We start from the raw sequence: 25,280 nt of genomic DNA, 5'->3' as shown, positions 1-25,280 counted from the left end.
TTGTCTGTTTTATAGCTTCTTACAAAGTGTAAAGACGAAGACATATATTAGAAAGGTTGTTGGAGCGAATCCCCAACAACCTTTCTAACATAACAAATAAATAACTTACTGCTCTATGGGCCGTCTTAACAGGTTTACACATATTCCATTAACTTTTTCGTTATAGGCATCTCTTTCTTCAAAAACCCCAGGACTTACTTCTTTTCGAACCCTACATGCTGGTCCTGTATGCTCTGGAGAACAATTTGTGTCCAATAATGTACCAAGCATACAACCAGTAGAGAACTCTCCAAATGCTAGAATTAAAGGAGCCTTTTCTGCATTATTAGTAGTAGAAAATGCAAAAGCCAATGTAATGGCAGATGCAAATGCTAAGGTGGATAAAATTACTTTTAACTTTTTCATGATATTAAAATTTAATTAAATGTTTACTCTTTTACAGTTTTTTAGTCTTTACCTTGATCTTTGCAACACTAAGTTTAGAGCGTTAGATGATATATTGGATACATGTCTTGCATGCCTTGTGTTATGCGGTTGTATACTTGAATAGATTTGATAAAGTGTAATAAGTGTACTATTAATATGGAATTTATTATACAATTAGCTCATCACTTACGAATTTCAAAGGATTGAATAGTACTTAGTACATTTTTCAAGTTACCTTCAAGAAAAGTTAACCAGATTAAGAGTTGCTGACCTGATTTTATGGAAGTATACTAAATGTAAAGATATGAGAACGTCATGGTTCTTCATATAAAAGGTAGTTTGGATTTACCCAAACTACCTTGATACAATAATTAATAGATCGAGCTGTTATGGAAGTCTTAGTTGATCCACGCATTGGCCGTTAATTTTCTGGTCAAAGGCATCTCTTTCTTCAAAAACCCCTGGACTCACTTCTTTTCGAACCCTACAAATCTCTCCTGTATGTATCGGAGAACAATTTGTATCCAATAACGTGCCAAGTTCACAACCAATGGAGAACTCTCCGAAAGCTTGAACTAAAGATGCTTTTTCTACATTATTAGTAGAAGAAAATGCAAAAGCCAGTGTAATGGCAGAAACAAATGCGACAGACGATAAAATTACTTTTAATTTTTTCATGATTGAAACATTTAAATTAGACAAATATGCGCCTACTCTATTACAGGTTTTCGGTCTTTACCCCTGATCGTTGCAACAATATTTTTAGATGGTTAGTGATCTGTTTGAATAAGTAGTGTTTAAGGTATAGGTAACGATATATTGTCTGTATTTAACTATTACAGTATCGTTATCTATTACCATAAATTCTTTTAGTGTTTCTTCTTTGTAGGTAGGGATATAAAAACTAAATTCGTATTCTCCTTTTTCTAAATGATACACATCTATTATAGAGGCATTTTCAAAAGTGTCCGGATCTTCATTTCCTGCCAGTATATTGGAGTTCACATACAGGTAATTTCCCGATACTGTACTCCTTTTATTAACGCTTATAGGAGGTTTTGCCATCGTGAATGTACTTTCTGAACTTATTTCTCCTACTTTAATCTTTACGCGGCTTATGGTGTCTATAGTATTTCCTTTGTAGAGCAGGTTAAAACCGTCATCCATTAGGAGAAATTGGTTGCGGTATAAATACACATAAGTTAACTGCTTTGTTTTTTTGTCGTAATGTAATTTACCTTCTGTACTAAAGATAACCTCTCCTCCCTGGGCTTCCAAAAGACCTGGGAAAACCTCCAATTTTGGGTTTCCTTTGGTAACTTTAAAAAAAACTTTCCCCATATCATTGTCCAGACCTATTAATGCCAGCATCCCGTTGTCCATGGGAACAGCATTCATGAAATAAGCATTGTTTTTATATGGAGCTGCGGTCCAGTCGGTAATATTCCCCCGGTAAATAAACGGGATCACTCCATCCGTTAAATAGAAATAAGGAGCGACAACCTTTACCTGTATAGATCTGTATTTTAAATTGCCCACACTTATATTGTGATGTATTGTGTCCTTAAGGTTGTTCAATTTTGCTTCCACTATGTGAGAGGGAACCTGGGAATTTCCCAAATATAGATGGCTGTTGTCCACCCCGGCAATATAATATGAGTGATACCTTAAATCCAGTGTATCTAATGGCCGCAATATATCATTTGCCGCAAATACCCGGTCAAATCCGGCATGCTTGTGGTTTTCTTTTTTAGGCGCGGCAATATGCAATGCCAGGACTACAGAAACAGCAAAGAATAAAGTGACTACTATTAATGTGGTGGTATATTTCATGTTATAGTTTTTGAGTTGGGAGTTCTGGAATTTTTTAGTTTTATTATCAGAACACAAATCCTTCGGAGCTTTCATGCAGAAGTAGTTTCTCCATATTCTACCGAACCATGTAGACGGTCTTTCGACTGGGATTGCAGCAGTATGCCAATAGCTGCCAGGATAATAAAACCGATATTAAAAACAAGGTGCTCGGTCCAACCCAACTTTTCAAGGACTCCGCCACAAGAGCAAGGGATATTTTCGCTAAAACTGAGAATAGCAATAATATATGCAGTAAACATCACCATCAAGGCAAAGGCACCATATAACCCAATAAGTCGCATTTTTGGCCAGGTGAGCATAAGGGCTACTACAATTTCTATAATAGGGATAAACCAGGCCGTAAACCAGGCAATGTTGGTCAGTAAGGGAGACTGCCCTATTTGTACGGTAAACTTCTGCACATCCATAAGTTTACTTACGGCAGCATAAACGAACAGAAGGATAAAAAGAAAACAGATAGTTTCCAGGATAATGGCTCTGTTTCTTTGCCCAAAATGGGTTAATGTGGAGATGATACGTTTCATAATCGGGGTAGTTTAATATTCTTTTAGAGTGTTTAATGGTTTGGGTTTTTGTGTTGTTTTTTGCTTGTGTCGTAAGCACAGGAGAAAGCGGAAGCGGCCAGGGTTATTGGCGGAATTTAAGTAATAATTAAACGGGCAATGTTCCGGGCAGTAAGGAAGGCCGTCCCGCTTTCGCTCCGGGCTTTGGGTAGCCGGGTTCCCCCGGGCTGTTATATGCAGGGAAAGCATCAAATAACCATGAAAAATTTCGTTTCCCGCAGGGGTTCAGGGTGTTATATAGGTTGTGTGTTTCATTGTTGGGTAGATTTTAGTTCTTAGTTGTTGCGTTTTATACCCCTTAACAGTACGCAGGGTGATGGCTTAAAGGGAAAAAGGCGAAGCGGGGCGGTCGGAGGCTGTTACCATTAAAACAGGTAGCCAGCGTCCACCTTAATCTACCCCTTTATTTATAGATTAGAAGAACGGGACCGCCTCGCTTGCGCCTTAAGTATTTTCATTACTTTTTTGGGGGTATTCGGGTTTATGGCTGTTGGTATTACCGGAATACGAGAGTAAAATTAGTGAAGTATAAAAAGAAGAGGGTAGGGCTTTTTGATACTTTTGGTAGGGATTATTCGGTGGCCGGTATTCGGTATTCGGTATTCGGTGATCGGTGACCGGTGGTCGGTATTCGGTGATCGGTGGCCGGTATTCGGTGGTTATTTGGTGTAGAGAAAGATAAGGTTGTGTTTAACTGCGGCCTTATAGTTATAGTTATATTGAGGAGGGAGATCCGGTAAACAACCCCACACCCACATACCCAAAAATCCGAACACCTGAAAACCCGAACACCCGCACACCCGAACACCCGAAAACCATCAAATAAACCCTTTCTCCCGGGCTTTGAAGATCAGTTCCCGGTCTTCCCCGCTTCGGATGTCGAAGATCTCCTTGAGGTGGCGTTTTCGTTTTTCGATGGCGGCGCGCGACAGGGGGAGGATGGTAGACATGGTTTTCATTCGGGTACCAAGGGAAAGCTGGTAGAGCAGTTGCCGGTCTATCTTGTCCAATAAGAGATCATTGGTCACATACTTGCGCAACGATTGAATCACGGTTTTACTGTAGTAGGGAGGATCGTTCATCAACCGGCTGATCGCGGTGACGAGCTCCCCGGGGGTAACATCGTTTTTGATCAGGAAGCCATCAGGGTTAAGGCTTTCGAAGATGCTGTGTATACGGTAGTGATCGTTAAAGGTGGTAGCGACGACGATTTTTGTTTGGGGAGAGGTTTTCCGTATATTCAGTCCCAGGTCTTCTCCCGAAATAACGCCGTTTTCTTCGCTGGAAGGGGGAAGCTGGATATCCAGGAATACGATATCAATAGTGTTCAGAGGTGAAGAACTGTGCAGGATGTGTAGGGCGGCATCGCAGGAATGGGCAGTGACAATGTCAAAGTCGATACCGTCTTTTTTACGGACATCTTCGAAGGCGTTTTTGTAGGCGTCGGTAATCAGGGGGTGGTCGTCTACCAATAGAATGTTGCATTGTTGTTTTTTCATGACGATTTTGTTTTAGACAGGAACTGAAACCGTGATTGTAGTTCCGCGGTTTTTTTCCGAATTGATACAAAATTCTCCCTTGATCTTTTGCACGCGCGATTGCATGTTCCGTATCCCGATGCCTTTGTGGCGTTTACGGAGGTTGAACCCCACGCCGTTGTCCCGTATAATAAGCCGGAGGTGATTGTCTTCACTGAGTTCGAACCGTACCTCTACCAGTCCGGCCCCGGCGTGTTTTACACAATTCTGAAGCGCCTCCTCGATAACGCGATACAGGTTTACCTTGACCTGTTCGTCGATATCCTCCCAGGGAATGGCGTCGTCGTGTATGAGTTTGTATTTGAAATCTCCCGTTTTCCCCCGGTTTTGGATCAGTTTTTCCACGACATTGATAAAATTGATCGGGTAAGCAACCAGCTTGTCCTTTAATTCGTGCGAGGCGTCCCGGATCTCTTTTTCTATGCGTTGCAGTTCTTCCAGGTAATGACGGTGCTTTTGCAGGGCATCGGGGTGGCCCTGCAGTTTCAGGAATCCCCAGCCCATACGTATGGCAAAAAGGTTGCCCAGAATGCTGTCGTGTAGTTCCTCGGATATTCGTATCCTCTCCTGGTTGCGGCCTTCCTGCAGTTTGGCCTGCTGTTTCAGGCTGAGCAGGTAAATCTGTTCGTTGGCCCTTTGCTGCCGGTTTTCCATGTGCAGAAACTTGTTCCTGGCATACTGCCGGTTGAGGATATACAACAGTGACAGCAGGAGTACAAGCGCGATGCCGATGGTGAGTATCCATACCTTTTGCGTGGATAGTACCCTTGTTTTTTCGATGTACTGGTCGGTTTCGTATTGTATACGGGTGAATTTATTTCGGGTTTTGCGTTCCCGTTCCTGGATGTCGTTGTTTAGCTCGATATACTTTTGCAAATAATCCTGTCCGTTTTTCTTATCCAGCCTGGAAAGTAAGAGCAGCGCCGAAAGTACATCCCTGTTATTTTGTTTACTTTGAGCGAGTTTGCAGGCTTCTTTGGTAAGAGATAGAGCTAAGGCCGTATCTTTATATTGTGCATAATATTCAGCCATGTGTAGTTTACTGATAGTAACACCCAAACCGTTATGCATACTGTCTCTTATGTGTAAGGCCCGGTGAAATTCACCGGGAAGCTGTGTAGTATCGTTATTAAGGAACTTGCTATAAGCTATGTTGTCTATAAGTCTGGCATATAGGCTTATATCTCTGGATTTTAAATTTGGAGTATTCAGAGCCTTATTAAAATATGTCAGTGCTTGTTCATGAAGTCCTTGTTTTTGGTAGATAAGCCCGATATTGTTCTGACTTTTTTGCAGGAACACGGATGTATCTTCTATCCGGTCCAAATATTCCAAAGCTATTTTGTGATAGGAAACAGCCTTGTCAAATTCTTTAAGCTCATCAAAAATTACCCCTAGGTGATTATAACATTGGTATAACTGCTTATACCTGTTTTCGGGTTTAAACTCCGCTATGGCCTGGAACAGTAAGACTTCGCATGCCGTATAGTCTTTTATACGTCCACGAATGAAAGCCATATTGTACAGCATTTTCCCCGAATAATAGGAATGGGGGACCGATTTAAAAAGTTTTTGTGCTGTGCTATAGTGATAGTATGCGCTGTCATAATGTTTTCTATCCAGGTAAAATGCACCGTAATTCCAGTGTATATCAGCAATACCGAAAGTATCGCGCATTTTAAGAGCCAGTTGCAGGGCTTCTTTATTGCTTTTTCTGAACATGGAGGAGTCCCTGAGTCGGATGGCTTCATAAGCAATACTCCAGAGAGACCTTTGCCTGGAGGAATCGTTTTGCAGGATAGCCTCGTCATAAGCCCGAACCAGAAATTGTTTACGGACAGGCCGGGCAATAGTATCTGCTCTGGCTTTTTTCAACCAGATAGTGACACTGTCTTTTTCTTTCTCTGACGGTGACGAATGCTGTACTGTCTCACATCGGGTAAGGACGGCCCATACCAGGGTAAGAAGAAGTATTGCACATGGATATTTTAGTCTGCTGGTACTCAAAATTTGGCAATTGGGGCATACCAAAGTTAAGAAAAGCCCTTAACAATTAATGTTAAAGGCTTTGAATAAAGCAGTTTTTATATTAATAGGATCTAATCCCTTTCGTTATCCGGCCAGACACTTGCGTCATCACCGGTGGCTGAGGTCCCGGGCGAAACTTGCGTTCCCTCGTCTTTGTCTTCCTCCACCTCCGGGATAGTGTCAACCGTTGAGGTCATCAGGGTATTTTGTGTTTCTTCTACAAAATCGTCAGATTGTGTACAGGCAGAAAAGAATATCATAAGCATGGATAATGCAGTAATCTTTAGTATGATTTTCATTGTGCATAATTTTAGATTGAACAAATAGTTTTTCTGCCCCCCCGGGAGGGCGGTGATCATCCGATTGTGCACAATGGAGGCATTGACCAAGGTGTGGGTCAATGCGTGAAACGTGTTTCTTACGGGGCTAATTTACAGGGAGTTTCCAGGGGTGGAAGCATGCGAAGAAGGCTTGTTAGTGACCTGCCGGGTTCTGATAGGGAAACCCTGTTTTTTGCGAGGAAAATGCTAATACGAAGATCTGTTCAGGATATAGTGTATCCTGGCAATGTTTTCCTCGAAAGTCCTGGTAAAGGGAATAGGCTGTTTATACTGCCCGAGCGTGCATATGGCTTTCCCGTAATGGATCCTGGACACATGTGTGGCATTGATAATGTAACTTTTGTGAACCCGTAGAAAATTCCCGGGCAATCGGTTTTCATAGGTTTTCAGGGTCTTGAAAGCACCTATTACCCGGCCGTCTTCGAGGTGGAAATCTGTGGTGTTGTTATCGGCTTTTAAAAAGAGAATATTATCAGAATTCAGGTATCGATAGTCCTTATAAGATTTTATACAAATGAGGGAAGTGCCTACCGGATTGTTTTTTTCATGTCTTAATATGCTTTTCCGGACTTCCAGTGCAGTTAAGGGAGAAAGGAGGTAGTCCTGAAAATTGTACTTGAAAGCGGTATAAGCCCGGTCTTTGGAATTGGAAATAGCAATAAAACGGGGGAGGTGATGAAGATAAAACTGTAGTTCCGAAACAAATTTAAAAGGGTCTTCCAGAATATGGTCTATACGGATAAATACAAGATCCGGTTTGTCTTTTAAAATGATTTCCATGGCAGTCTCCGGGCAGCATGTACTTCCCAGGAAATGAAATTGCCCGAAATCCTGTAAGACGTGTTCTATGATCTCAATAGTACTACTATCTTCTTCTATGACAAAATAGCTTCTCAAAAATTATCCTATTGATCTTAAAAATAGAGAAGACATATAGCAGTGCGATATGTATAATAAATAAAAAAAGTATGGATTTGCACTACCGGGATTCCCGGAATGATATGTTACTTTTAGAACTTGCTACGGAAGTTTCTGTAGCTATAAAAGTTATAAAGAAAATACCGGCAAAAAGGTGATGTCATTTTGTAAGTGACTTTAGCAAAAACTAATCTAAAGAGATTTTTCCTCATTAACGGGAATTATTAATTACATAAACTGACTTAATTTTTTGGACTGTATTTTGAAATTGTGAGTTCCTGTACTACCCCGGAAAAGTGAGCCAATACCATGGTGAACAATACCTTGGATTCATTAGCTTAACGACCATATTCCCCCTGATATTTTTGATATGCACACCCCGAGGATATGGTATTTGAACCAATTATTACCAGGTTTAACCGAGAATTGCCATTTGTAATACCTTTAAACCCTGAAAACATAGAAAAAATTAGGGAAGGAATACATTTGTGCCGCAGCACTTTATTTCAATTAAAAGAAAAAGTAAGCGAAGTAGGGCTGGATTCCGAAGAAGCAGAAATCCGTTTCTTTAAAGAGATCAAGGCAGAACCTTTGAGCTGGCTGATCTACTTTGTAGAAGTGGGAGGCTGTGAACTACGCAAGCCCCGGTCGGATATTGAATTCCAGAAACAATTTTTTAAAAAACAACTTCACAAAACGGAATGCTTCTTTCAAAAGCATCGGGATTTTATCCATTACATGGAGCAAAAACATACCTATTGGGATTCCCGGTTTTTTACCCGAAAGGTAGCCAATGACTTTCCCTTGTTGCAAAAAGAAAATTATTATCGGGATCCGGATTTTTCTACTTCACACGATTTTTTATGGGCAAAGATCAAAGCGATGAATCGTTTTATCGATTATCTACATGAATCCTTAACTCAAAAACTCCTGCAAAGAGACCAAAGGGTTGAAAGCACCCCGGAAAGTAATCTGAGATGGACGCTTCCAAAAACCGCCGCGGTGGAACTTCTTTATGCCCTGCATTATAGTGGAGCCTTTAATCACGGAAATGCACAACTCAAAGAGGTTGTTCACCTTTTCGAAAAGAGCCTGAACACCGATTTGGGAAATTTTTATAATACCTTCTCTGAAATACGCGCCCGCAAGATAGACCGTACAAAGTACCTGAATTTGTTAACGGAAAAACTCCTCAAAAAAATAGAGGAGGGGGACCTCTAAAATCCAAGTACGGGTAAACTATGGAATTATACGGGATATCTCCTTAAAGTATGGTTCAGGCCAAAAAATCTCATTCTTTTTAAAGCATTTTAAAACGATTTGACCCTTGAATTCCCGGAAATAAATTTTTCCGGGTAAGGTACAACTATGGAAAAACTTTCTATGAGTCTTTTCAGCTTTGCATCAGGAAAGTCAAATCAACCTTGATGATGCCGGCTCATATAATTACAACGATTAACATTAAAACATATAAGATGATGAACACACAAAACAACACCCGAAGACCCCCGCGTCCGGAATCGTTCCGGCTGCGGAAAGTAAAACCGGAAGACGACTATGTCGACTTCCTGCACCACCAGGCCCAGGGGCCGCGGCCCCGGCACCTGCGAAGATGGGCAAAACAGGCTGCCCTGGTCCTTGTCCTGTTATCGGCCTTCCTCTATGCCGGCCCGCTGTTGCGGCTGGCAGACAGCACCGCGGCTACGGTAGATGCAGGCACCCTGAGCCTGTTGTTGCTGGTATTGCTGGGCGCAGCCGCCTGCCACCTGCTGGCCTGTGTATTGACCACCCAACTCTACCGCAGCTTCAGACGGCTGCTGGATAGCTCATTTACCACACATTCCATAAAACTGAACTCATGGCAACACCTGTGTATTTATTTCGGGGGTTATGTATCCTTGTTCTGGGGTATGGCCACCTGGCTTTCGCAAATGATGTAAGCGCCCTGCGCCGGGTATACACGGCCGAAGTGGGCGTCAAAGAAGCCACCGGGCACAACGATGGCAGGCGGGTAGGGGAATACCTCCGCTATACCGGCCTCGGCGAGGGCTATAACTGGTGTGCCGCATTCGTAAGCTTCTGTTTCGGCAGGGCGGGCTACGCCGAGCCCCGAACGCCCTGGAGCCCTTCGCTCTTCCCGGGCAACAAGGTGATCCGGACGAAAAAAGAGGTCCTCGTTTCCGTTACACTCAAACGAGAACCAGTTGGGCAGCAAACCCCTCGTGCCGGTGATGTCTTTGGCCTTTACTACGCGAACCTGGGGCGTATAGCCCACGCCGGTTTTATAGACCGGTGGGCGGGCAACTGGGCTTATACCGTAGAAGGCAATGTAGACAATGCCGTAGTACGTAAACGGCGCCCCGTTCGTACCATCGCAGTGATTGCCCGGTGGACGGCAGATTAGACCTACTATAAAACCTTTGTGAACCTCTGTGAAACCTCTGTGGATCTCTGTGAAATAATTATGACACAAAGTTGCACAGAGGACCACAGAACAAAATGTATAACATTAAAAAACTTAAAAAAATGAGACGACCCAAATTAATCACAAACTATAGCCATCTGAGTGATGGCGAACTGGCCGTACTGGCCACACGTACCCTGGATGCCCTGGGGGAGAACACCAATTTTCCGGACCTGGACCCCCCGTTTGCGGAATACGAACCCGTAGCACAGGATTACCTGAACAAACAGGCTGTTACCGCCGCGGGTGGCAACCTCCGGGAAACCAAGGAAAAGGACGAAGCCCGCACAGCCCTCATTACAATGATGCGCCGGGTAAGCACGTATATCAACAACTTTACGGACCTGGCTTCCGTACAGCTCAGCTCAGGTTTCTATCCCGTAGCCAGCCCCAGCAGTATCCGTGCCCCCAGGCCTTGCGAATGGACACGTATTCGCGCTTCCCTGAGGCCGGCCGAGATATTGCTCGATTTCCCGGCCATACGGGAAGCCTACGAGTACGAGAAGCAGATCGCCGATGAGGTGGACCAAAACGGGCAGCCCCTATGGCAGTCTGCGGGCAATAGTTCCAGCTCACGCGGCAATTTCCATGCACCTGTACAGGACGGGGTAACGTATTATTTCCGGGTACGGGCACGCAACAAGAATGGGGTAAGTGCCTGGAGCCCCGTATCATCGATGCGCGCCATGGTAAAAGAATGATCATGGGCACCTTGCTAAAGTTTTTCGTCTTGTGGGTAGGCTGCTGTTTTATGGCCTGTAGTACCCAGCGCCACCGGCAAAGCGAAGTCAACCAGCGTAGGGAAGAACGTATACTCGACTTCCGCGCCATGTCCGTCGAACAGCTCGACAGCTTGTCCGTGGCACAGGTACACCAAGTATACCAACAGCAGGACGCGGTGGCTATCGTACCTGTGGGCCGGTTTAGCTACCACCCCGGTTCGGGCTTTAGCGGGGAGGCCGAAAAGGTGGTGATCTTTGGTAAACGTAACACCATTTACGATTCCTTGCAAAACAAACACCACAGGTATACCTTACGAGAAAGACAGAAGCTCCGCGACAGTAGCCATACCAGGGAGTCACAGCGCTACCGTACAAAGACCGTAGAGCATACCGGTACCCCCGGCTGGCGCTGGTGGTTGATCGTTATAGCGGTCATTGCCCTTATGATCCTTGCCCGGGTGCTCCGGAAGCGCCCCCGGTTATGGAAACTACTGGGGTTTTTATTCTCGGACAAGCCTAAATAGCCCCATATAAGGGAATGCGTATACACCGGACCGGATTAGGTTTGCTGCAAAGGCAACCCGGTAAGCGGCGGACTTTATGAGGTCCGCCGCTTTTGTAGTTGCGTATACATTCACAGGCAACCGGGTTTACCGCTAACCCACCCCCTTATGCATTCATTCCCTGTTCCCTTTACCACTGAGGGGAGGTATTGCCCTGCATACCCCGCTTCCGGAGCCGTAAACGGAACCCTCCCGGCTGCCGGAACTATCCCGTATGCGGTAAACATAGCCCGGTATGTCATCAACAGTAATCCGGTTAGCAGTCAACCCAAGGCGATATGCCGTAAACATAATTCGGTATGTGATGAACCCAACGCAATATGCCGGGAACCTGCCCCGGTATGTGGTACCCCCATATGGGTATGAAAATAACAGCAACCCGGTAAGCGGTACACAGAACACCATATATGCCAAACAGAACCCCTCCGGCCGTTCAACTGTTCCCGAGAGAATATAAACATAAGCCTGTTAGCAGCTAAAGCAGCCGGGCATGAAATCAAAAGCAATCCGGTAAGCGGCCAAAAGAAACGGGAGAGCCGCATACCGGTCTCCCTTCCATGTATACGGGGTTGTGTTTATGGCGGTTTTTCGGGCTTTAAACAGTTTGGAAGTAAATGTCCAGGCCAACAACCAAGCACGTCACTGCGAAGCGAAGCAGCCTGTCCTGAGCCTGTCGAAGGGTGGCAGTCTCCTGGCAGGTTTGCGCATGCCATTGGTGTTATGATACTTGCCTCCACATAAAATGGTCACATTGTCTCTTGCTAATGACTACTTTACATGGATTTATGGGGATTGTTACCCCTCTAATTTCACCTGATGTGCAGGTTTCAACAGGTCATTTACCGTCTTTACAGGATTAAAGGTCATAAGTGGTACTTCCACAAAGATCGTATTCCAGAAGGCCATACTCCCATTCCACAAACCGGGGCGTTCGAGAGCTTTTAATTCTTTTCCTTCTTTGGTCTTTGTCGTAATAAAGGCCTGTTTTGGGTCTATGAAGTTGAGCAGATCATACTTTTCGCCTTTGTAGTTTTTTATGGCACATACAATATCTACGGGGTTAAAATGTGTAGCTTCTTTCAGGATCTTTACCTGCTTTTTGTTGTTTTTGTCTATTTGTGCTGTTTCGACGATCTGGAGGGATATATGCCCGTTTTCATCCTTTACCCAGAAAGGTCCTCCACCGGGATCTCCTTCATTTTTCACCATACCACAGACTCGTAAAGGCCTGTTGAGTTTTTCTTTCAGGTGTTCCACCTGGTAATGACGGGTATATTTGTAAAAGTTGGGGGCAGTGAGGGTGTTGAGCTTTTCATGAAGGAAGGTTTTGATCGTTTTGACCTGTATTTCCGTGACTTTTTCTTCATCGAGCATCCGGGCATAGGCAAATGCCTGGTCGCGGTATTCCAGGAGGATGCCGGCCAGCATTTTCTTGTAGTCGGCCATTTCGTGTTTGTAGCGATAGACCACTACATTGTCTATATTCTTTACAAAGATCACATCGGCATCCTGGTCATTGAGGTTTTCGATCAATGCCCCGTGCCCCGCCGGGCGGAACAACAGGGAACCGTCATTATTGCGGAAAGGCTGATCTTCGGGGGTGACCGCTATGGTATCTGTAGATTTCTTCTGGTAGGAAAAGGAAATGGCAAACGAAGCCCCGGTCTTTTCCTCCACGGCGTGCTTAATTTTATTGAATTCGAGATCGAATTTACGGGTGTGTTTTTCTGAAATGGTAAAATGGAGATTGGCCACACCATTGGAAGCATTGTAAAGAGCTGCCTCATAGAGGTGTTCTTCGAAGGCCGTGGCGCTATGGGTCTTGTATTTGTGGAACGGGAGAAGCCCTTTAGGGAAAGCACCGTAATCAAACCCGTCTTCTGCCAGCATTTCCCGGACAAAAAGGTATTTCTGCCGGTCATCCGGCAAACGTTCAAAATCCGGGTCTTTGCTTAAAAGATGTTGCATCACCTCATCGTAAAAGGGCAGTTTTTCCACCCCTACAAAAAAGGTTTGCATGTCCTGTGCCTTTTCCCGGTTGACATAGGTGTTAAAAGTGTCCTTTTCCGGGTTGAAGCTGTCAAGGAATTTAAACAGTGATTTAAACATTCGGGTGGCCGCCCCGGAGGCCGGGACGAATTTCATGATGTCCAGGTTGTCTTTTTGCTCTTCATACAGCGAGATGTGGCGTTGTTTTTCTTCCCCGGAAATAGAAAGAATGCCATACCCTGCTGTTGCAGATCTCAACAGGTTGATAAAGGGAACTCCTTCTTTGAAAATTTCTATTTGTTCCGATACCTGTGCTGTGGTGATCCCTTTTTCAAGGAGTTGCTGATCGTCTCTCTCTGTAAACATAATGACTTTTTGCTAATAAGTTGTGACTTCGAAAGAAGGCGTTTTTCAGGAACGCCAAGATACATCAAAAAGTATAAATCGCACTTGTTTTGTAGGGGGATTTTCCGGTACCAGATAGTAAGCATAAAGATATTGGAAGGGAATATTATAGACTCCTCTTTGCGTATGTTTATGGTAGATTATAACCGGGTATAATTTAACTGAAACCTGAATGGTTATCATTAAACCATTCAAAACAGGAGTTATTTATCATCTGGAGAATTTGTCGGTAAAACCTGATGGCGCACTTTTTAATAAATTGTAACTTCTTTATTAAATCTCACGCAAAAAGTAGGTAAATACGTATTTTTTTAGTACTATCGCATCGCATTTTATCAACATGTAAATTGCAGTATGGAGGATGTGTTTTGATGTTTTGTGATGTTTTTTCAAAATGCGTAGTCCGGAATATAATTTATCTTTATAAACGCCGTTGTAGGTACTGTGCATTTTTTAATTGCTTTTGCAATTGTAGAGTAGTACTTTTGACCCGGGAAAAATAACCTTAAAGAAATTAAAGAAAAATCCGGTTAACCGGGGTGAAATCCTTAAAGGAAAAATATTTATCCATATAAATAATGAGTAAAAAAATAAGCAAGATCTGTTGTATAGGGGCAGGCTATGTTGGCGGACCTACCATGGCGGTCATAGCGCAGAAATGTCCGGATATAGAAGTTACCGTAGTAGATATCAATGCACAACGAATCGCTGCATGGAATGATAAAGATGTAAATAAAATACCGGTATATGAGCCGGGATTGAGCGAGGTGGTGGCTGAGGCCAGGGGAAAGAACCTCTTTTTCTCTACCGAGGTCGACAAGGCTATCGATGAGGCAGAGATGATCTTTATCTCGGTCAATACCCCGACCAAGACCTATGGAAAGGGCAAGGGGATGGCTGCCGATCTGAAATATATAGAACTCTGCGCCCGCCAGATTGCCCGGGTGGCGAAAAACGATAAGATCGTTGTGGAAAAATCCACCCTCCCTGTACGTACGGCAGAGGCTTTAAAAAGCATATTGCACAATACTGGTAACGGGGTGAATTTTGACATTTTATCCAACCCGGAATTCCTTGCCGAAGGTACAGCTATACAGGACCTTTATAAGCCTGACAGGGTGCTTATAGGCGGAGATTCCCCGGAAGCCATACAGGCACTTGTAGATGTATATGCCTGTTGGGTGCCGAATGAAAATATACTTACCACCAATGTATGGTCTTCCGAATTGTCTAAACTAACAGCCAATGCCTTTCTCGCACAGCGGGTGTCATCGATTAATGCCTTATCTGAGTTGTGCGAAAAGACCGGGGCCGATGTCAATGAAGTGGCCCGGGCTATCGGTACGGACAGTCGTATCGGACCTAAGTTTCTGAAGGCTTCAGTCGGCTTTGGAGGGTCTTGCTTCCAGAAAGATATTCTGAACCTGGTATATATTGCCAAAACTTATGGTTTAACAGAGGTTGCTGATTACTGGGAACAGGTCATTTTGATGAACGACCATCAGAAAAGACGTTTTGCGGATAATATAGTCAGTACACTCTACAACACAGTTTCCGGTAAAAAGATCGCTTTTCTGGGTTGGGCCTTTAAAAAGGATACCAATGATACCAGAGAGTCCGCGGCTATTTATGTAGCGGACCATTTGCTGAATGAACAGGCGGAGATCGTGGTATATGATCCCAAAGTGCCGGAAGAACAGATTTATGCCGACCTGGATTACCTGAATACACGGAGTGAAAAAGAAAACAGGAATCTTGTAACTGTGGTGAATGATCCTTATGAAGCTGTGAATGAGGCTCACGCAGTGGCTGTATTGACGGAATGGGATGAGTTTAAGGCCTATGACTGGCAAAAAATATATCGGGAAATGCTAAAACCTTCGTTTGTGTTTGATGGTAGGGCCTTACTGGATAAGGAACAGCTCAAAGGAATAGGTTTTGAGATGTATACTATTGGTGTGGGGGAAGAACAATAATCTCTTGTCTTACTTGAGATTGAGAATAACAATATATTAAATTAAAATGGAGCAAAAAAAAATAGCAGTGATCGGGCAGGGATATGTTGGTCTGCCTTTGGCATTAGAGTTTGCACAACATTACCCAGTTATAGGTTTTGATATCGATAAAGAACGGGTAGAGGAGCTTAATCGGGGGGAAGACCATACCCTGGAAGCGGATATGGACTTACTTAAAAATGTGATCAATGCGGCAAGGGATACCGGTTTTAAGAAAGGGTATATAGCCAGTTGTGATCTGAAAGAAATAGAGGAGGCAAATGTTTATGTCGTTACTGTGCCTACCCCGATAGACCAGTTTAATGCTCCGGATTTAAGGCCCCTGATCAAGGCTTCGGAAATGATCGGGAAAATTCTTAAAAAGGGCGATATTGTTATATATGAATCCACGGTATATCCGGGATGTACCGAAGAAGATTGTGTTCCGGTATTGGAAAGAGAATCCGGACTGAAACTCAATGAAGATTTTTATGCAGGGTATTCTCCTGAACGGATTGTGCCGGGGGATAAAGTAAATACCTTGAAGACAATTATGAAGGTGACTTCAGGTTCTACACCAGAAATTGCTGAGGAAATAGACCAGATGTACAAAAAGATCATTGTTGCCGGAACCCATAAAGCTCCGAATATTAAAGTGGCTGAAGCCTCAAAAGCCATAGAAAATGCACAACGCGATGTAAATATATCCTTTGTAAATGAACTGGCGCTTATTTTTGATCGGGTTGGTATCGATACCACGGATGTATTGGAAGCGGCTGGGACCAAGTTTAATTTTTTAAAATATAAACCCGGTCTGGTAGGTGGACATTGTATATCAGTAGACCCTTATTACCTGATGCATAAAGCTACTCAGCTGGGGTATGATCCCCAGGTTATTCTCTCCGGAAGACGGGTTAATGATTTTGTGCCACAATTTGTGGCAGGTAAAGTGGTGAAACTGATGATTGGCAAGGGCCACGTTATCAAAAATGGTAGGGTGCTGATATTGGGGATTACTTTTAAGGAAAATTGTCCGGATATACGAAATACCAAAGTAGTTGATGTATGTAAGGAATTATTGCAGTATGGATTGCAGGTGGATATTTATGATCCTTGGGCAGATGTGGAAGAGGTCAAAGAGGAATATGGAATTGATATTTTGACAGAACTGAATAATGGTAGTAAATATCAGGCTGTTGTCCTGGCCGTTGCACATAAGGAGTTTTTAGCTATGGATTATAAGTCGATAAAAGAAAATGATGGGGTGATCTTTGATACTAAGTCTTGTTTGGACAGGTCTTTGGTAGATGGGAGATTGTAGACTCTGGAAAAGTAAAATTTTTATTAGTAAGTAACAATGGAAAACAAAATGAAAATATTAATTACAGGAGGAGCCGGTTTTATAGGATCGCATGTGGTTAGAGAATTTGTGACCAAATATCCTGGTTATCATATTATCAATTTGGATTTACTTACTTATGCCGGAAACCTGGAGAACCTTAAAGATCTTGAAGGATTTCCTAATTATACATTTGTAAAGGCTGATATCACAGATGAACAGGAGATAAATGATATTTTTAAGAAATACTGTCCGGATGGGGTGATTCATCTTGCCGCTGAATCTCATGTCGATCGGTCTATAAATTCGCCTTTAGATTTTGTAAAGACAAATGTGTTAGGAACGGTGAACCTGTTAAACGCAGCAAAAAAAACTTGGGAAGGAGACTTCAAGGGTAAGCGTTTTCATCATGTATCCACGGACGAAGTATATGGATCATTAGGAGATACAGGCTTGTTTACGGAAGAATATAAATATGATCCGCATTCTCCTTATTCTGCTTCCAAAGCTGCTTCAGATCATTTTGTAAGAGCATATGCAGATACTTACGGGCTTCCTGTTGTGCTTACCAATTGTTCTAATAATTACGGACCTAATCATTTTCCGGAAAAGTTAATTCCCCTGATGATCCACAATATTATTCATGAAAAACCATTGCCGGTATATGGCGATGGAAATTATACCAGGGACTGGCTGTATGTTATAGATCATGCCCGGGCTATTGATCTGGTTTTTCATGAAGGAAGGGACAGGGAGTGTTATAATATTGGGGGCTTTAATGAGTGGAAGAATATTGATCTGGTAAAGTTGCTGTGTAAGCAAATGGATGAAAAGTTAAAAAGAGAGCCAGGGACAAGTGAAAATCTTATAACCTTTGTAAAAGATCGCCCCGGGCATGATTTGCGTTATGCCATTGATGCCTCTAAAATCAATAAAGAATTGGGCTGGGAGCCGAGCGTTACCTTCGAAGAAGGTTTGTCTAAAACTATTGATTGGTACCTGGAAAATAAAGGATGGCTGGAAAATGTAACCTCCGGAGCATATCAGGAATATTATAAAGAACAATACAGTTAAAATCCACAATGATGAAAGGAATAATACTTGCAGGAGGTTCAGGAACACGATTGCACCCGTTAACACAAGTGATCTCCAAGCAATTGTTGCCGGTCCATGATAAACCGATGATATATTATCCTTTGTCAACTTTGATGTTGGCGGATATTCGGGATATATTGATTATTTCCACACCCCAGGACCTGCCTTTGTTTAAAAAATTGTTGGGTAATGGCGAGCAGTTTGGTATAAAACTGAACTATGCCGAGCAACCGTCTCCGGACGGTCTTGCCCAAGCCTTTATTATTGGAGAAGAGTTTATTGGAGAAGATGATGTTTGCTTGGTGTTGGGAGATAACCTTTTTTACGGACAAGGTTTTCCGCAATTACTCGAAAAGGCAGTAACGAATGTAAAAACAGAGGGGAAAGCAACTGTTTTCGGATATTATGTCAGTGACCCGGAACGTTATGGCGTTGCAGAGTTTGATAAGGAGAGAAATGTTATTTCCATTGAGGAAAAACCAGCTGATCCTAAATCTAATTATGCGGTGGTAGGCTTGTATTTTTATCCCAATAATGTCGTGGAAGTAGCAAAAAAGGTGAAGCCTTCAGATCGGGGTGAACTGGAAATTACCAGTGTAAATCAGGTTTACTTAAAAGAAGGAGAGTTGGCTATAGAACTTCTGGGAAGAGGTTATGCCTGGTTGGATACGGGGACACATGAGGCTTTGAGTGAAGCTACACAATTTGTTCATGCTATTGAAAAAAGACAGGGATTGAAAATATCTTGTCTGGAGGAAATCGCATGGCGAAAGAGGTGGATAAATAGTGCTTTTCTTTCTGAACAGATTAAAGGAAAAAAAGGGGACTATTTTAGTTATATAAGGAGAATATGTCGCTAAAAAAAGCTGCTTTAAGAGGTTTTATATGGGATTTAGTCGGGATGTTTTCTCGTCATGGGATCAAATTTGTGGTTTCTATTTTTCTTGCACGTTTATTAGAACCCGAAGAGTTTGGATTGGTAGGAATGGCTTTGGTCTTTATAGTAATATCACAGGCTTTTGCTGATTTTGGTTTTGGTTCGGCTCTGATTCAGAATAAAAAAAACACCTCGCAGGCGTATTCTTCGGTTTTTTTTATCAATATAATTGCCGGGGTTTTATTAAGTGGTCTTTTTTATGGATTAGCTCCTTTTGTAGCTGATTTTTTTAATAATAAGGACTTAACTCCTCTGATCGAATGGTTATCGCTGAATTTTGTGTTTTCCTCTTTCATCATTGTTCAAAAATCAATATTAACTCGTGAGATCAATTTTAAAGCCATAAGTCTGGCAGATGTGATTTCACAAACTGCCAGCGGAATTATTGCCGTAATACTTGCTTTTTCGGGATGGGGAGTTTATGCCTTGGTTGTTCAAAATCTATTAGGGGTTCTATTAAACGGAATTTTACTTTGGGTTTGGACAGATTGGTATCCGAAAATGGAATTTTCCTGGGGAGAAGTGAAAAAACTCACCGGATTTAGCGCCTTTATGTTTATGGATCAAATCCTTTCACGAATATCGAACCAACTGGATGTTTTTTTTGTGGGGAAAGTTTTTAGTCCGGCAACTCTTGGGTATTATACCCGGGCGCAATCGCTAAACAATATGGTGTCTCAATACAGTTCTACTAGTTTTACGAAGATCTTTTTCCCAGTTTTAAGTAAATTTCAGGATGATGAGGAAGGGTTTAAAAGGGTGTATTTTCGTGTAATCAGTATCATTTGCTTTTTTACATTCCTGGTGAGTGGTCTAATGGTCTTTTGGGGAGAAACAATAATTGTTGTTCTATTCGGTGAGAAATGGCAACCTTCTGTAATTATTTTTCAGGTATTGATCTTAATGGCTTTTGCCAGGCCAATTAATGCAATGATGGTAAATGCATTTCTTGGAAAAGGCAAAGCAAAAGAGAATTTCTATGTAGGTTTATTTAGAAAATTTATTCGACTTTTCCCGCTTTTAGTAGGTTTTTATTATGGATTGATGCCTTTTATTTATGCTCTGGTTGCATGCAGTTACTTTTTGACATTTTGTAATATGCTTTTTATGAAAAGAATTTTAAAGATTGAGTTAAGCAAGCATTTGAGGAAGGTGTTTGAGGGAGTTATTGTTTTTTTTCCATTTATTTTTCTATTCTTTAATGTTACTTTATTTGAAAATAAAATATTAAATAATATTACCTACTCGGTTATTTTTGTGACGGCTTATTTGCTGTGGAGTATAGTTTTACAGAACGAGGGAATGCTCTATGTAAAAAGCCATATAAAACCTGCTTTTACCAAAATTAAGCGTAAACTATGAAAAAGTATTTTAACTATATAAAGCGTAAAGTTATTCATCCTGTTCAAGTTAAAAACAAAACAAAGATATTTTGTATTGGCCGGAACAAAACAGGAACAACTTCTTTAAAAGCAGCTTTTGAGGATTTAGGGTTTATTGTTGGAAATCAAAGAACAGCCGAAAAATTGCTTGGCGAATATAAAGCAGGTAATTTTGAAGCCATAGTAGATTATTGTAAATCAGCACAGGTGTTTCAGGATTTTCCTTTTTCATACCCAAAAACTTACGAATGTTTAGACAAAGCCTATCCCGGATCAAAGTTTATTCTGTCAATTCGGGATACTCCGGAACAATGGTATAATTCGGTCACCAAATTTCACGCAAAAAGATTCGGCAATGGGAAAATACCTGTTAAACAAGATCTTGTCAATGCAGAATATGTATGGAGAGGCTGGATGTGGGAGTGTAATAGGATAATGTATAAAACCCCGGAAGATGATTTGTATAATAAAGATAAGTTAATAAAAACCTATATAGATTATAATAATTCAGTAAAAGAATACTTTCGCGATCGTCCCCAGGACTTATTGGTGATAAATCTTTCTGAAAATAGTGCATATCAAAAATTTTGTGATTTTCTTGGAGTAGAAAGTAAACAAGTTGATTTTCCTTGGGAAAACAAAACATCATCTATTAAATCAAAGCAATGATCCCAGTAACCAAACCTTTTTTACCCCCACAGCAAGAATACCAGGACCTTTTGGATGGTATATGGCAACGCCAGTGGCTGACCAATATGGGGCCATTAGCGAACGAGTTGGAAGAAAAGTTACAGAAACACTTGTCAGTTTCCAATACCCTGTTTGTGACAAACGGTACCATTGCCTTGCAGATGGCATTAAAGGCCCTGAATATTACCGGGGAAGTTATTACCACTCCGTTTTCCTTTATTGCAACTACCAGCAGCATTGTTTGGGAAGGTTGTACCCCGGTTTTTGTAGATATTGACGCGCAAAGCCTTAACATCGACGCCGATAAAATTGAAGCGGCCATCACCTCGAAAACGCAGGCGATTCTTGCTACTCACGTATATGGTAATCCTTGTGATGTAGAGAAAATACAGCAAATAGCTGATAAGCATAACCTAAAAGTGATATATGATGCTGCTCATGCCTTTGGAGTAAAAGTTCACGGAAGATCCATTTTTGAATACGGTGATATCAGTACCTGTAGTTTGCATGCTACCAAATTATATCATTCTATTGAGGGTGGACTGATTATGGCTAAAGATGAAACAATTTTTAAAAAATTAAAATCAATGCGGAATTTTGGTTTTGCCGGCTCGGAAGCCTTTGATGAACTGGGGATTAACGGGAAAAACTCGGAGTTCCATGCTGCGATGGGCCTGACAAATCTGAACTACGTTGATAAAATACACCAAAAGCGCAAAGCATTAACCGAAGCATACGATAAAGGCTTAACCGGTTTTACAGCTTATAAACCCCAATGGCATAGCAAGGCTACTTTAAATTACGCATATTACCCCATAATTCTCAAAAATGAGGAAATGTTATTAAAGACATTGAAAAAATTAAAGGAGAACAACATTCAAGCAAGAAGGTATTTTTACCCTTCCTTGGCTAATAGTGTCCCTTATTTACGAACACAGAGTTTTAAGGTTGCAGATGCCATTGCAAAAAGAGTAGTATGCTTACCTTTATATTATGATTTGGATGAAGGAGAAGTTGAAAAAATTATTGGTTTAATAAATTAATAACAATAAGTGTAGGATAAAGAGAAATAGTTTTATGTAAAGTAAGTTGTTTTAGTGTAGTCACTATTAAATTTTCTGGTTATCAAGGATGTAAATAGGGGGGATGTTAAAAATGCTTTGGATGAGAAAAATAAAAAGCACTTTTGATTGTTGCAAATTTTGTAACAAGAGCAAAGTTGTAACTCAGAAATAAATGTAATAAAAAAAAAAGAATAATGAAAATTGCTATTATGCAACCCTACGTATTTCCCTATATAGGGTATTTTCAGTTAATTGCAGCAGTAGATATTTTTGTGTTCTATGATGACGTGAATTTTATAAAGAGGGGTTGGATTAATAGGAACAGAATATTGCTAAATGGGAAGGAAAAACTGGTTACATTTCCTTGTATAGAGGCAAGCCAAAATAAATTAATAAATGAAGTTGCGGTCAATTTAAAAGAAAAGCAATATGGTAAATTGAAAATGACAATTGAGCAATCCTACAAAAAAGCACCTCATTTTTTATCTGTATTTCCTCTCATTGAAGAAGTTTTAAATTCTGAAGTTAATACAATAGCTAGGCTTGCGACTAAAAGCGTTCAATTGTTCGCGAATTACATTGGAATCAAAACGAGTTTTTACGAATCCTCTGAGGAGTTCAATGAGACAAAAGGCTTGGAAAAAGCTGATAGGCTAATTGCTATAGCTAAAAAAATGAATATTAAGCATTATATTAATGCCATTGGCGGGAAAGAACTATATGATAAAAAATATTTTAAAAACCAGGGAGTGCAACTAAACTTTTTAAAGCCTGGCATTGAGCCTTATTATCAGTCTAATGAAAAATTTGTTCCCGGCTTGTCCATTATAGATGTATTGATGTTTAATGATAAAGAAAAGGTAAAAGAATTGTTAACCAATTACACCTTGGTTTAATAAGAAATAAATGAAGAAGTTATTATTGTTTGGTGGACTTCGGTACCTTATTCCGGTTATCAAAGCAGCAAAAAATATGGGGCATTATGTCATTACGTGTGATTACTTACCCGATAATATTGCTCATATATATTCAGATGAATATCATAATGTGAGTATTACCGATAAGGAAAATATGTTGAAATTAGCGCAATCGCTACAGGTTGATGGGGTTATGTCTTTTGCGGTAGATCCTGGGGTCACCACAGCAGCTTATGTAAGTGACAAAATGGGACTGAGCTGTGCGGGACCATACCAATCGGTTCAGATCCTTCAGAACAAAGCTTTGTTCAGGAATTTTCTGGAAATGCATAATTTCAATGTGCCAAAGTCGCATAGTTATTCAAATGTTGAACTGGCATTGCGTGACTTTGATGTTAATGACCTGCCTGTAATTGTTAAGCCAGTAGATGCGGCCGGAAGTAAAGGGGTTACAAAGGTTACGCGGCAACAGGACCTGGAAGCTGCTATTACATATGCTATTGGTTTTTCTTCAACAAAAACCTTTATCATAGAAGAATTTATAGAAAGTAAAGGGTTTTCGTCAGACACGGATTGTTTTTCAATTGACGGAGAGCTTTCTTTTGTTTCATTTTCAAGCCAGCGGTTTGACCCCAATTCCCCTAATCCTTATACGCCCTCGGCATATAGCTGGCCATCAAATATTTCAAAAGAAAACCAGGAATATTTAAAAACAGAATTACAACGGTTAATCAGCCTGTTGGATATGAGGTCTTCAATCTATAATATTGAAGTTAGGGAAGGTATAAACAACAAGGCCTATATTATGGAAGTTTCACCCCGGGGAGGAGGAAACAGACTTTCGGAGATGCTACACTATGCAACGGGTGTTGATCTGATTACGTGTAGTATACAGGCTGCTTTAGGCGAAAAAATAGACAAGTTATCCCAACCAAACTATAACGGAAATTGGGGAGAGATCATATTGTACAGCAATAAATCGGGAACGTTTAAGGAACTTAAAATAGCTGATGAAATTGTTAAAAATGTTGTTGAAGTTGATTTGTGGGTTGAAAAAAGGGATGCTGTAAAGGCTTTTACTGCAGCAAATGAAGCCATAGGTACTTTGGTGTTAAAGTTTGAGTCCCAGGACAGCCTGGAGGCCATATTGTCTGATTATTCCCAATATATTGAAGTGGTGGTAGAATGATTAAAGTAGGTTATGTATTATGAGTTGTAAAAGAATAGCAATACACAGTGTACCACGAAGTGGGTCAACCTGGTTAGGTAATATTTTTAACAGCCATCCTAATGTGGCGTTTCGTTATCAACCTTTGTTTTCGTATGCTTTTAAAGATGCTTTAAGTCCGGGTTCTTCCAAAGAAGAAATACTAAATTTCTTTCAGAAGATTAAGAAGTCATCTGATGGTTTTATCAACCAGGAAGAAGGCGTTCAAAAAGGAATAATCCCAACATTTCAAAAAGACGATATTACTCATATCTGTTATAAAGAGGTAAGGTATCATCATTTGCTTGAAAATATGTTGGAAAAAGATGGTGATTTAAAAGTAATTGGATTGATACGAAATCCTTTGGCTGTTATTCATTCATGGCTAAGAGCTCCTAAAGAATTTAAAAAGGAATTAGGTTGGAGAGAGGAAGAAGAATGGCGTTATGCACTTAAAAAGAATTTGAATAAGCCTGAAGAATTTAATGGATATGAAAAATGGAAGGAAGTAATGACTTTATTTGAAGATCTCCGGATACAGTATCCTGAAAGGTTTTATCTGCTTAATTATGATGATATCTTACACAATAAGATTACTACTGTTAAAGATCTTTTTTCTTTTTGTGATTTAAATATATCACAACAAACCTTGGACTTTATTCATCAATCCTCATCCATGGATCAAAGGGATGCCTATTCGGTATTTAAGGCAAAAATAAAGGATGATGGATGGAAAAAACATTTGCCAAAATTTATTATAGAGGAAATCACCAAAGACCAAGACTTTATTGATTTCAATAACAGATATCATTGGGTATAGAAA

General features: G+C 41.2%; 25 protein-coding genes. 16 read left to right on the top strand and 9 right to left on the bottom strand.

Translation table 11 applies throughout. The annotated features are described in order from the left end of the window. Positions 1-105 precede the first annotated feature (105 nt). The 8 genes from KN811_RS10030 to KN811_RS09995 all read right to left on the bottom strand — a co-directional run bounded on the left by KN811_RS10030 (position 106) and on the right by KN811_RS09995 (position 7,668). Complete coding sequence (locus tag KN811_RS10030) at positions 106-405, bottom strand: DUF6520 family protein (RefSeq protein WP_187964279.1); 300 nt, start codon at positions 403-405, stop codon at positions 106-108. Between the two features lie 408 nt (positions 406-813). After that, positions 814-1,104, bottom strand: a complete 291-nt coding sequence (locus tag KN811_RS10025; RefSeq protein ID WP_187964280.1) for a DUF6520 family protein — start codon at positions 1,102-1,104, stop codon at positions 814-816. Between the two features lie 84 nt (positions 1,105-1,188). Further along, positions 1,189-2,259, bottom strand: coding sequence for a hypothetical protein (locus tag KN811_RS10020; protein ID WP_187964281.1), 1,071 nt, complete (start codon positions 2,257-2,259; stop codon positions 1,189-1,191). Positions 2,260-2,330: 71 nt separating this feature from the next. Then, complete coding sequence (locus KN811_RS10015) at positions 2,331-2,825, bottom strand: MauE/DoxX family redox-associated membrane protein (protein ID WP_187964282.1); 495 nt, start codon at positions 2,823-2,825, stop codon at positions 2,331-2,333. 857 nt (positions 2,826-3,682) lie between these two features. After that, positions 3,683-4,363, bottom strand: coding sequence for a response regulator (locus KN811_RS10010; protein ID WP_187964283.1), 681 nt, complete (start codon positions 4,361-4,363; stop codon positions 3,683-3,685). 12 nt (positions 4,364-4,375) lie between these two features. Continuing rightward, positions 4,376-6,409, bottom strand: coding sequence for a tetratricopeptide repeat-containing sensor histidine kinase (locus tag KN811_RS10005; RefSeq protein ID WP_187964284.1), 2,034 nt, complete (start codon positions 6,407-6,409; stop codon positions 4,376-4,378). 92 nt (positions 6,410-6,501) lie between these two features. Continuing rightward, on the bottom strand, positions 6,502-6,729 hold the full coding sequence (locus KN811_RS10000; protein ID WP_187964285.1) for a hypothetical protein: 228 nt from the start codon (positions 6,727-6,729) through the stop codon (positions 6,502-6,504). Positions 6,730-6,957: 228 nt separating this feature from the next. Beyond that, positions 6,958-7,668, bottom strand: coding sequence for a LytR/AlgR family response regulator transcription factor (locus tag KN811_RS09995; RefSeq protein WP_187964286.1), 711 nt, complete (start codon positions 7,666-7,668; stop codon positions 6,958-6,960). A 408-nt stretch (positions 7,669-8,076) separates the two neighbouring features. Between KN811_RS09995 and KN811_RS09990 the strand changes: the two genes are divergently transcribed. From KN811_RS09990 to KN811_RS09965, 6 genes are all read left to right on the top strand, one after another. Beyond that, entirely contained in the window at positions 8,077-8,910 is an 834-nt protein-coding gene (locus tag KN811_RS09990) for an RteC domain-containing protein (protein ID WP_187964287.1), read from the top strand. A 254-nt stretch (positions 8,911-9,164) separates the two neighbouring features. Next, positions 9,165-9,629 carry a hypothetical protein gene (locus KN811_RS09985; RefSeq protein ID WP_187964288.1) on the top strand — a complete coding sequence of 155 codons (465 nt, stop codon included), beginning with the start codon at positions 9,165-9,167 and terminating at the stop codon, positions 9,627-9,629. Further along, positions 9,548-10,093: a C40 family peptidase gene (locus tag KN811_RS09980; protein ID WP_187964289.1), complete on the top strand. Its 546-nt coding sequence runs from the start codon at positions 9,548-9,550 to the stop codon at positions 10,091-10,093. Before KN811_RS09985 ends, KN811_RS09980 begins: the two co-directional genes overlap by 82 nt. Positions 10,094-10,215: 122 nt before the next feature. Continuing rightward, on the top strand, positions 10,216-10,854 hold the full coding sequence (locus tag KN811_RS09975) for a fibronectin type III domain-containing protein (RefSeq protein ID WP_187964290.1): 639 nt from the start codon (positions 10,216-10,218) through the stop codon (positions 10,852-10,854). A gap of 2 nt (positions 10,855-10,856) precedes the next feature. Further along, on the top strand, positions 10,857-11,399 hold the full coding sequence (locus KN811_RS09970; protein WP_187964291.1) for a hypothetical protein: 543 nt from the start codon (positions 10,857-10,859) through the stop codon (positions 11,397-11,399). A gap of 274 nt (positions 11,400-11,673) precedes the next feature. Continuing rightward, positions 11,674-11,895 (top strand): hypothetical protein, encoded by a 222-nt coding sequence (locus KN811_RS09965; protein WP_216334803.1) that lies wholly within the window; start codon positions 11,674-11,676, stop codon positions 11,893-11,895. A gap of 338 nt (positions 11,896-12,233) precedes the next feature. Here KN811_RS09965 and KN811_RS09960 read toward each other — a convergent pair whose 3' ends face one another. After that, positions 12,234-13,793, bottom strand: coding sequence for a DUF4301 family protein (locus tag KN811_RS09960; RefSeq protein ID WP_187964293.1), 1,560 nt, complete (start codon positions 13,791-13,793; stop codon positions 12,234-12,236). 617 nt (positions 13,794-14,410) lie between these two features. Here KN811_RS09960 and KN811_RS09955 point away from each other — a divergent pair. The 10 genes from KN811_RS09955 (at position 14,411) to KN811_RS09910 (ending at position 25,277) form a co-directional block, all read left to right on the top strand. Continuing rightward, positions 14,411-15,808: a UDP-glucose 6-dehydrogenase gene (locus tag KN811_RS09955; RefSeq protein WP_187964294.1), complete on the top strand. Its 1,398-nt coding sequence runs from the start codon at positions 14,411-14,413 to the stop codon at positions 15,806-15,808. Positions 15,809-15,854: 46 nt separating this feature from the next. Further along, entirely contained in the window at positions 15,855-17,147 is a 1,293-nt protein-coding gene (locus tag KN811_RS09950) for a nucleotide sugar dehydrogenase (protein ID WP_216334800.1), read from the top strand. Positions 17,148-17,195: 48 nt separating this feature from the next. Next, positions 17,196-18,239 carry a dTDP-glucose 4,6-dehydratase gene (gene rfbB / locus KN811_RS09945; protein WP_187967594.1) on the top strand — a complete coding sequence of 348 codons (1,044 nt, stop codon included), beginning with the start codon at positions 17,196-17,198 and terminating at the stop codon, positions 18,237-18,239. Between the two features lie 11 nt (positions 18,240-18,250). Continuing rightward, entirely contained in the window at positions 18,251-19,120 is an 870-nt protein-coding gene (rfbA, locus tag KN811_RS09940) for a glucose-1-phosphate thymidylyltransferase RfbA (protein WP_187967603.1), read from the top strand. Continuing rightward, entirely contained in the window at positions 19,111-20,559 is a 1,449-nt protein-coding gene (locus KN811_RS09935; RefSeq protein ID WP_187967595.1) for a lipopolysaccharide biosynthesis protein, read from the top strand. Before rfbA ends, KN811_RS09935 begins: the two co-directional genes overlap by 10 nt. Then, a complete protein-coding gene (locus KN811_RS09930) occupies positions 20,556-21,248 on the top strand; it encodes a sulfotransferase family protein (RefSeq protein ID WP_187967596.1) in 693 nt (230 codons plus the stop codon). The genes KN811_RS09935 and KN811_RS09930 overlap by 4 nt, the downstream gene beginning before the upstream one ends. Then, a complete protein-coding gene (locus KN811_RS09925; RefSeq protein WP_187967597.1) occupies positions 21,245-22,312 on the top strand; it encodes a DegT/DnrJ/EryC1/StrS family aminotransferase in 1,068 nt (355 codons plus the stop codon). Before KN811_RS09930 ends, KN811_RS09925 begins: the two co-directional genes overlap by 4 nt. 215 nt (positions 22,313-22,527) lie before the next feature. After that, the gene (locus KN811_RS09920; protein ID WP_187967598.1) at positions 22,528-23,229 is read left to right on the top strand and encodes a WbqC family protein; all 702 of its coding nucleotides are present in this window, start codon (positions 22,528-22,530) and stop codon (positions 23,227-23,229) included. A 10-nt stretch (positions 23,230-23,239) separates the two neighbouring features. Next, positions 23,240-24,439 (top strand): ATP-grasp domain-containing protein, encoded by a 1,200-nt coding sequence (locus KN811_RS09915; protein WP_187967599.1) that lies wholly within the window; start codon positions 23,240-23,242, stop codon positions 24,437-24,439. A gap of 19 nt (positions 24,440-24,458) precedes the next feature. Further along, on the top strand, positions 24,459-25,277 hold the full coding sequence (locus KN811_RS09910) for a sulfotransferase domain-containing protein (RefSeq protein WP_187967600.1): 819 nt from the start codon (positions 24,459-24,461) through the stop codon (positions 25,275-25,277). Positions 25,278-25,280 lie beyond the last annotated feature (3 nt).

The organism is Sinomicrobium weinanense, from assembly GCF_018863395.1.
GTDB lineage: Bacteria > Bacteroidota > Bacteroidia > Flavobacteriales > Flavobacteriaceae > Sinomicrobium > Sinomicrobium weinanense.
This window is presented reverse-complemented; position numbering and strand designations above follow the sequence as displayed.

Coding starts and splice junctions, on each gene's coding strand:
- KN811_RS09990 (WP_187964287.1), top strand. CDS start 8,077: ATGGTATTTGAACCAATTATTACCAGGTTTAACCGAGAATTGCCATTT.
- KN811_RS09985 (WP_187964288.1), top strand. CDS start 9,165: ATGATGAACACACAAAACAACACCCGAAGACCCCCGCGTCCGGAATCG.
- KN811_RS10025 (WP_187964280.1), bottom strand. CDS start 1,104: ATGAAAAAATTAAAAGTAATTTTATCGTCTGTCGCATTTGTTTCTGCC.
- KN811_RS09920 (WP_187967598.1), top strand. CDS start 22,528: ATGAAAATTGCTATTATGCAACCCTACGTATTTCCCTATATAGGGTAT.
- KN811_RS09925 (WP_187967597.1), top strand. CDS start 21,245: ATGATCCCAGTAACCAAACCTTTTTTACCCCCACAGCAAGAATACCAG.
- rfbA (WP_187967603.1), top strand. CDS start 18,251: ATGAAAGGAATAATACTTGCAGGAGGTTCAGGAACACGATTGCACCCG.
- KN811_RS09955 (WP_187964294.1), top strand. CDS start 14,411: ATGAGTAAAAAAATAAGCAAGATCTGTTGTATAGGGGCAGGCTATGTT.
- rfbB (WP_187967594.1), top strand. CDS start 17,196: ATGAAAATATTAATTACAGGAGGAGCCGGTTTTATAGGATCGCATGTG.
- KN811_RS09965 (WP_216334803.1), top strand. CDS start 11,674: ATGTCATCAACAGTAATCCGGTTAGCAGTCAACCCAAGGCGATATGCC.
- KN811_RS09970 (WP_187964291.1), top strand. CDS start 10,857: ATGGGCACCTTGCTAAAGTTTTTCGTCTTGTGGGTAGGCTGCTGTTTT.
- KN811_RS09960 (WP_187964293.1), bottom strand. CDS start 13,793: ATGTTTACAGAGAGAGACGATCAGCAACTCCTTGAAAAAGGGATCACC.
- KN811_RS10015 (WP_187964282.1), bottom strand. CDS start 2,825: ATGAAACGTATCATCTCCACATTAACCCATTTTGGGCAAAGAAACAGA.
- KN811_RS09910 (WP_187967600.1), top strand. CDS start 24,459: ATGAGTTGTAAAAGAATAGCAATACACAGTGTACCACGAAGTGGGTCA.
- KN811_RS09935 (WP_187967595.1), top strand. CDS start 19,111: ATGTCGCTAAAAAAAGCTGCTTTAAGAGGTTTTATATGGGATTTAGTC.
- KN811_RS09915 (WP_187967599.1), top strand. CDS start 23,240: ATGAAGAAGTTATTATTGTTTGGTGGACTTCGGTACCTTATTCCGGTT.
- KN811_RS09980 (WP_187964289.1), top strand. CDS start 9,548: ATGGCAACACCTGTGTATTTATTTCGGGGGTTATGTATCCTTGTTCTG.
- KN811_RS10030 (WP_187964279.1), bottom strand. CDS start 405: ATGAAAAAGTTAAAAGTAATTTTATCCACCTTAGCATTTGCATCTGCC.
- KN811_RS10020 (WP_187964281.1), bottom strand. CDS start 2,259: ATGAAATATACCACCACATTAATAGTAGTCACTTTATTCTTTGCTGTT.
- KN811_RS09930 (WP_187967596.1), top strand. CDS start 20,556: ATGAAAAAGTATTTTAACTATATAAAGCGTAAAGTTATTCATCCTGTT.
- KN811_RS09950 (WP_216334800.1), top strand. CDS start 15,855: ATGGAGCAAAAAAAAATAGCAGTGATCGGGCAGGGATATGTTGGTCTG.
- KN811_RS10010 (WP_187964283.1), bottom strand. CDS start 4,363: ATGAAAAAACAACAATGCAACATTCTATTGGTAGACGACCACCCCCTG.
- KN811_RS09975 (WP_187964290.1), top strand. CDS start 10,216: ATGAGACGACCCAAATTAATCACAAACTATAGCCATCTGAGTGATGGC.
- KN811_RS10000 (WP_187964285.1), bottom strand. CDS start 6,729: ATGAAAATCATACTAAAGATTACTGCATTATCCATGCTTATGATATTC.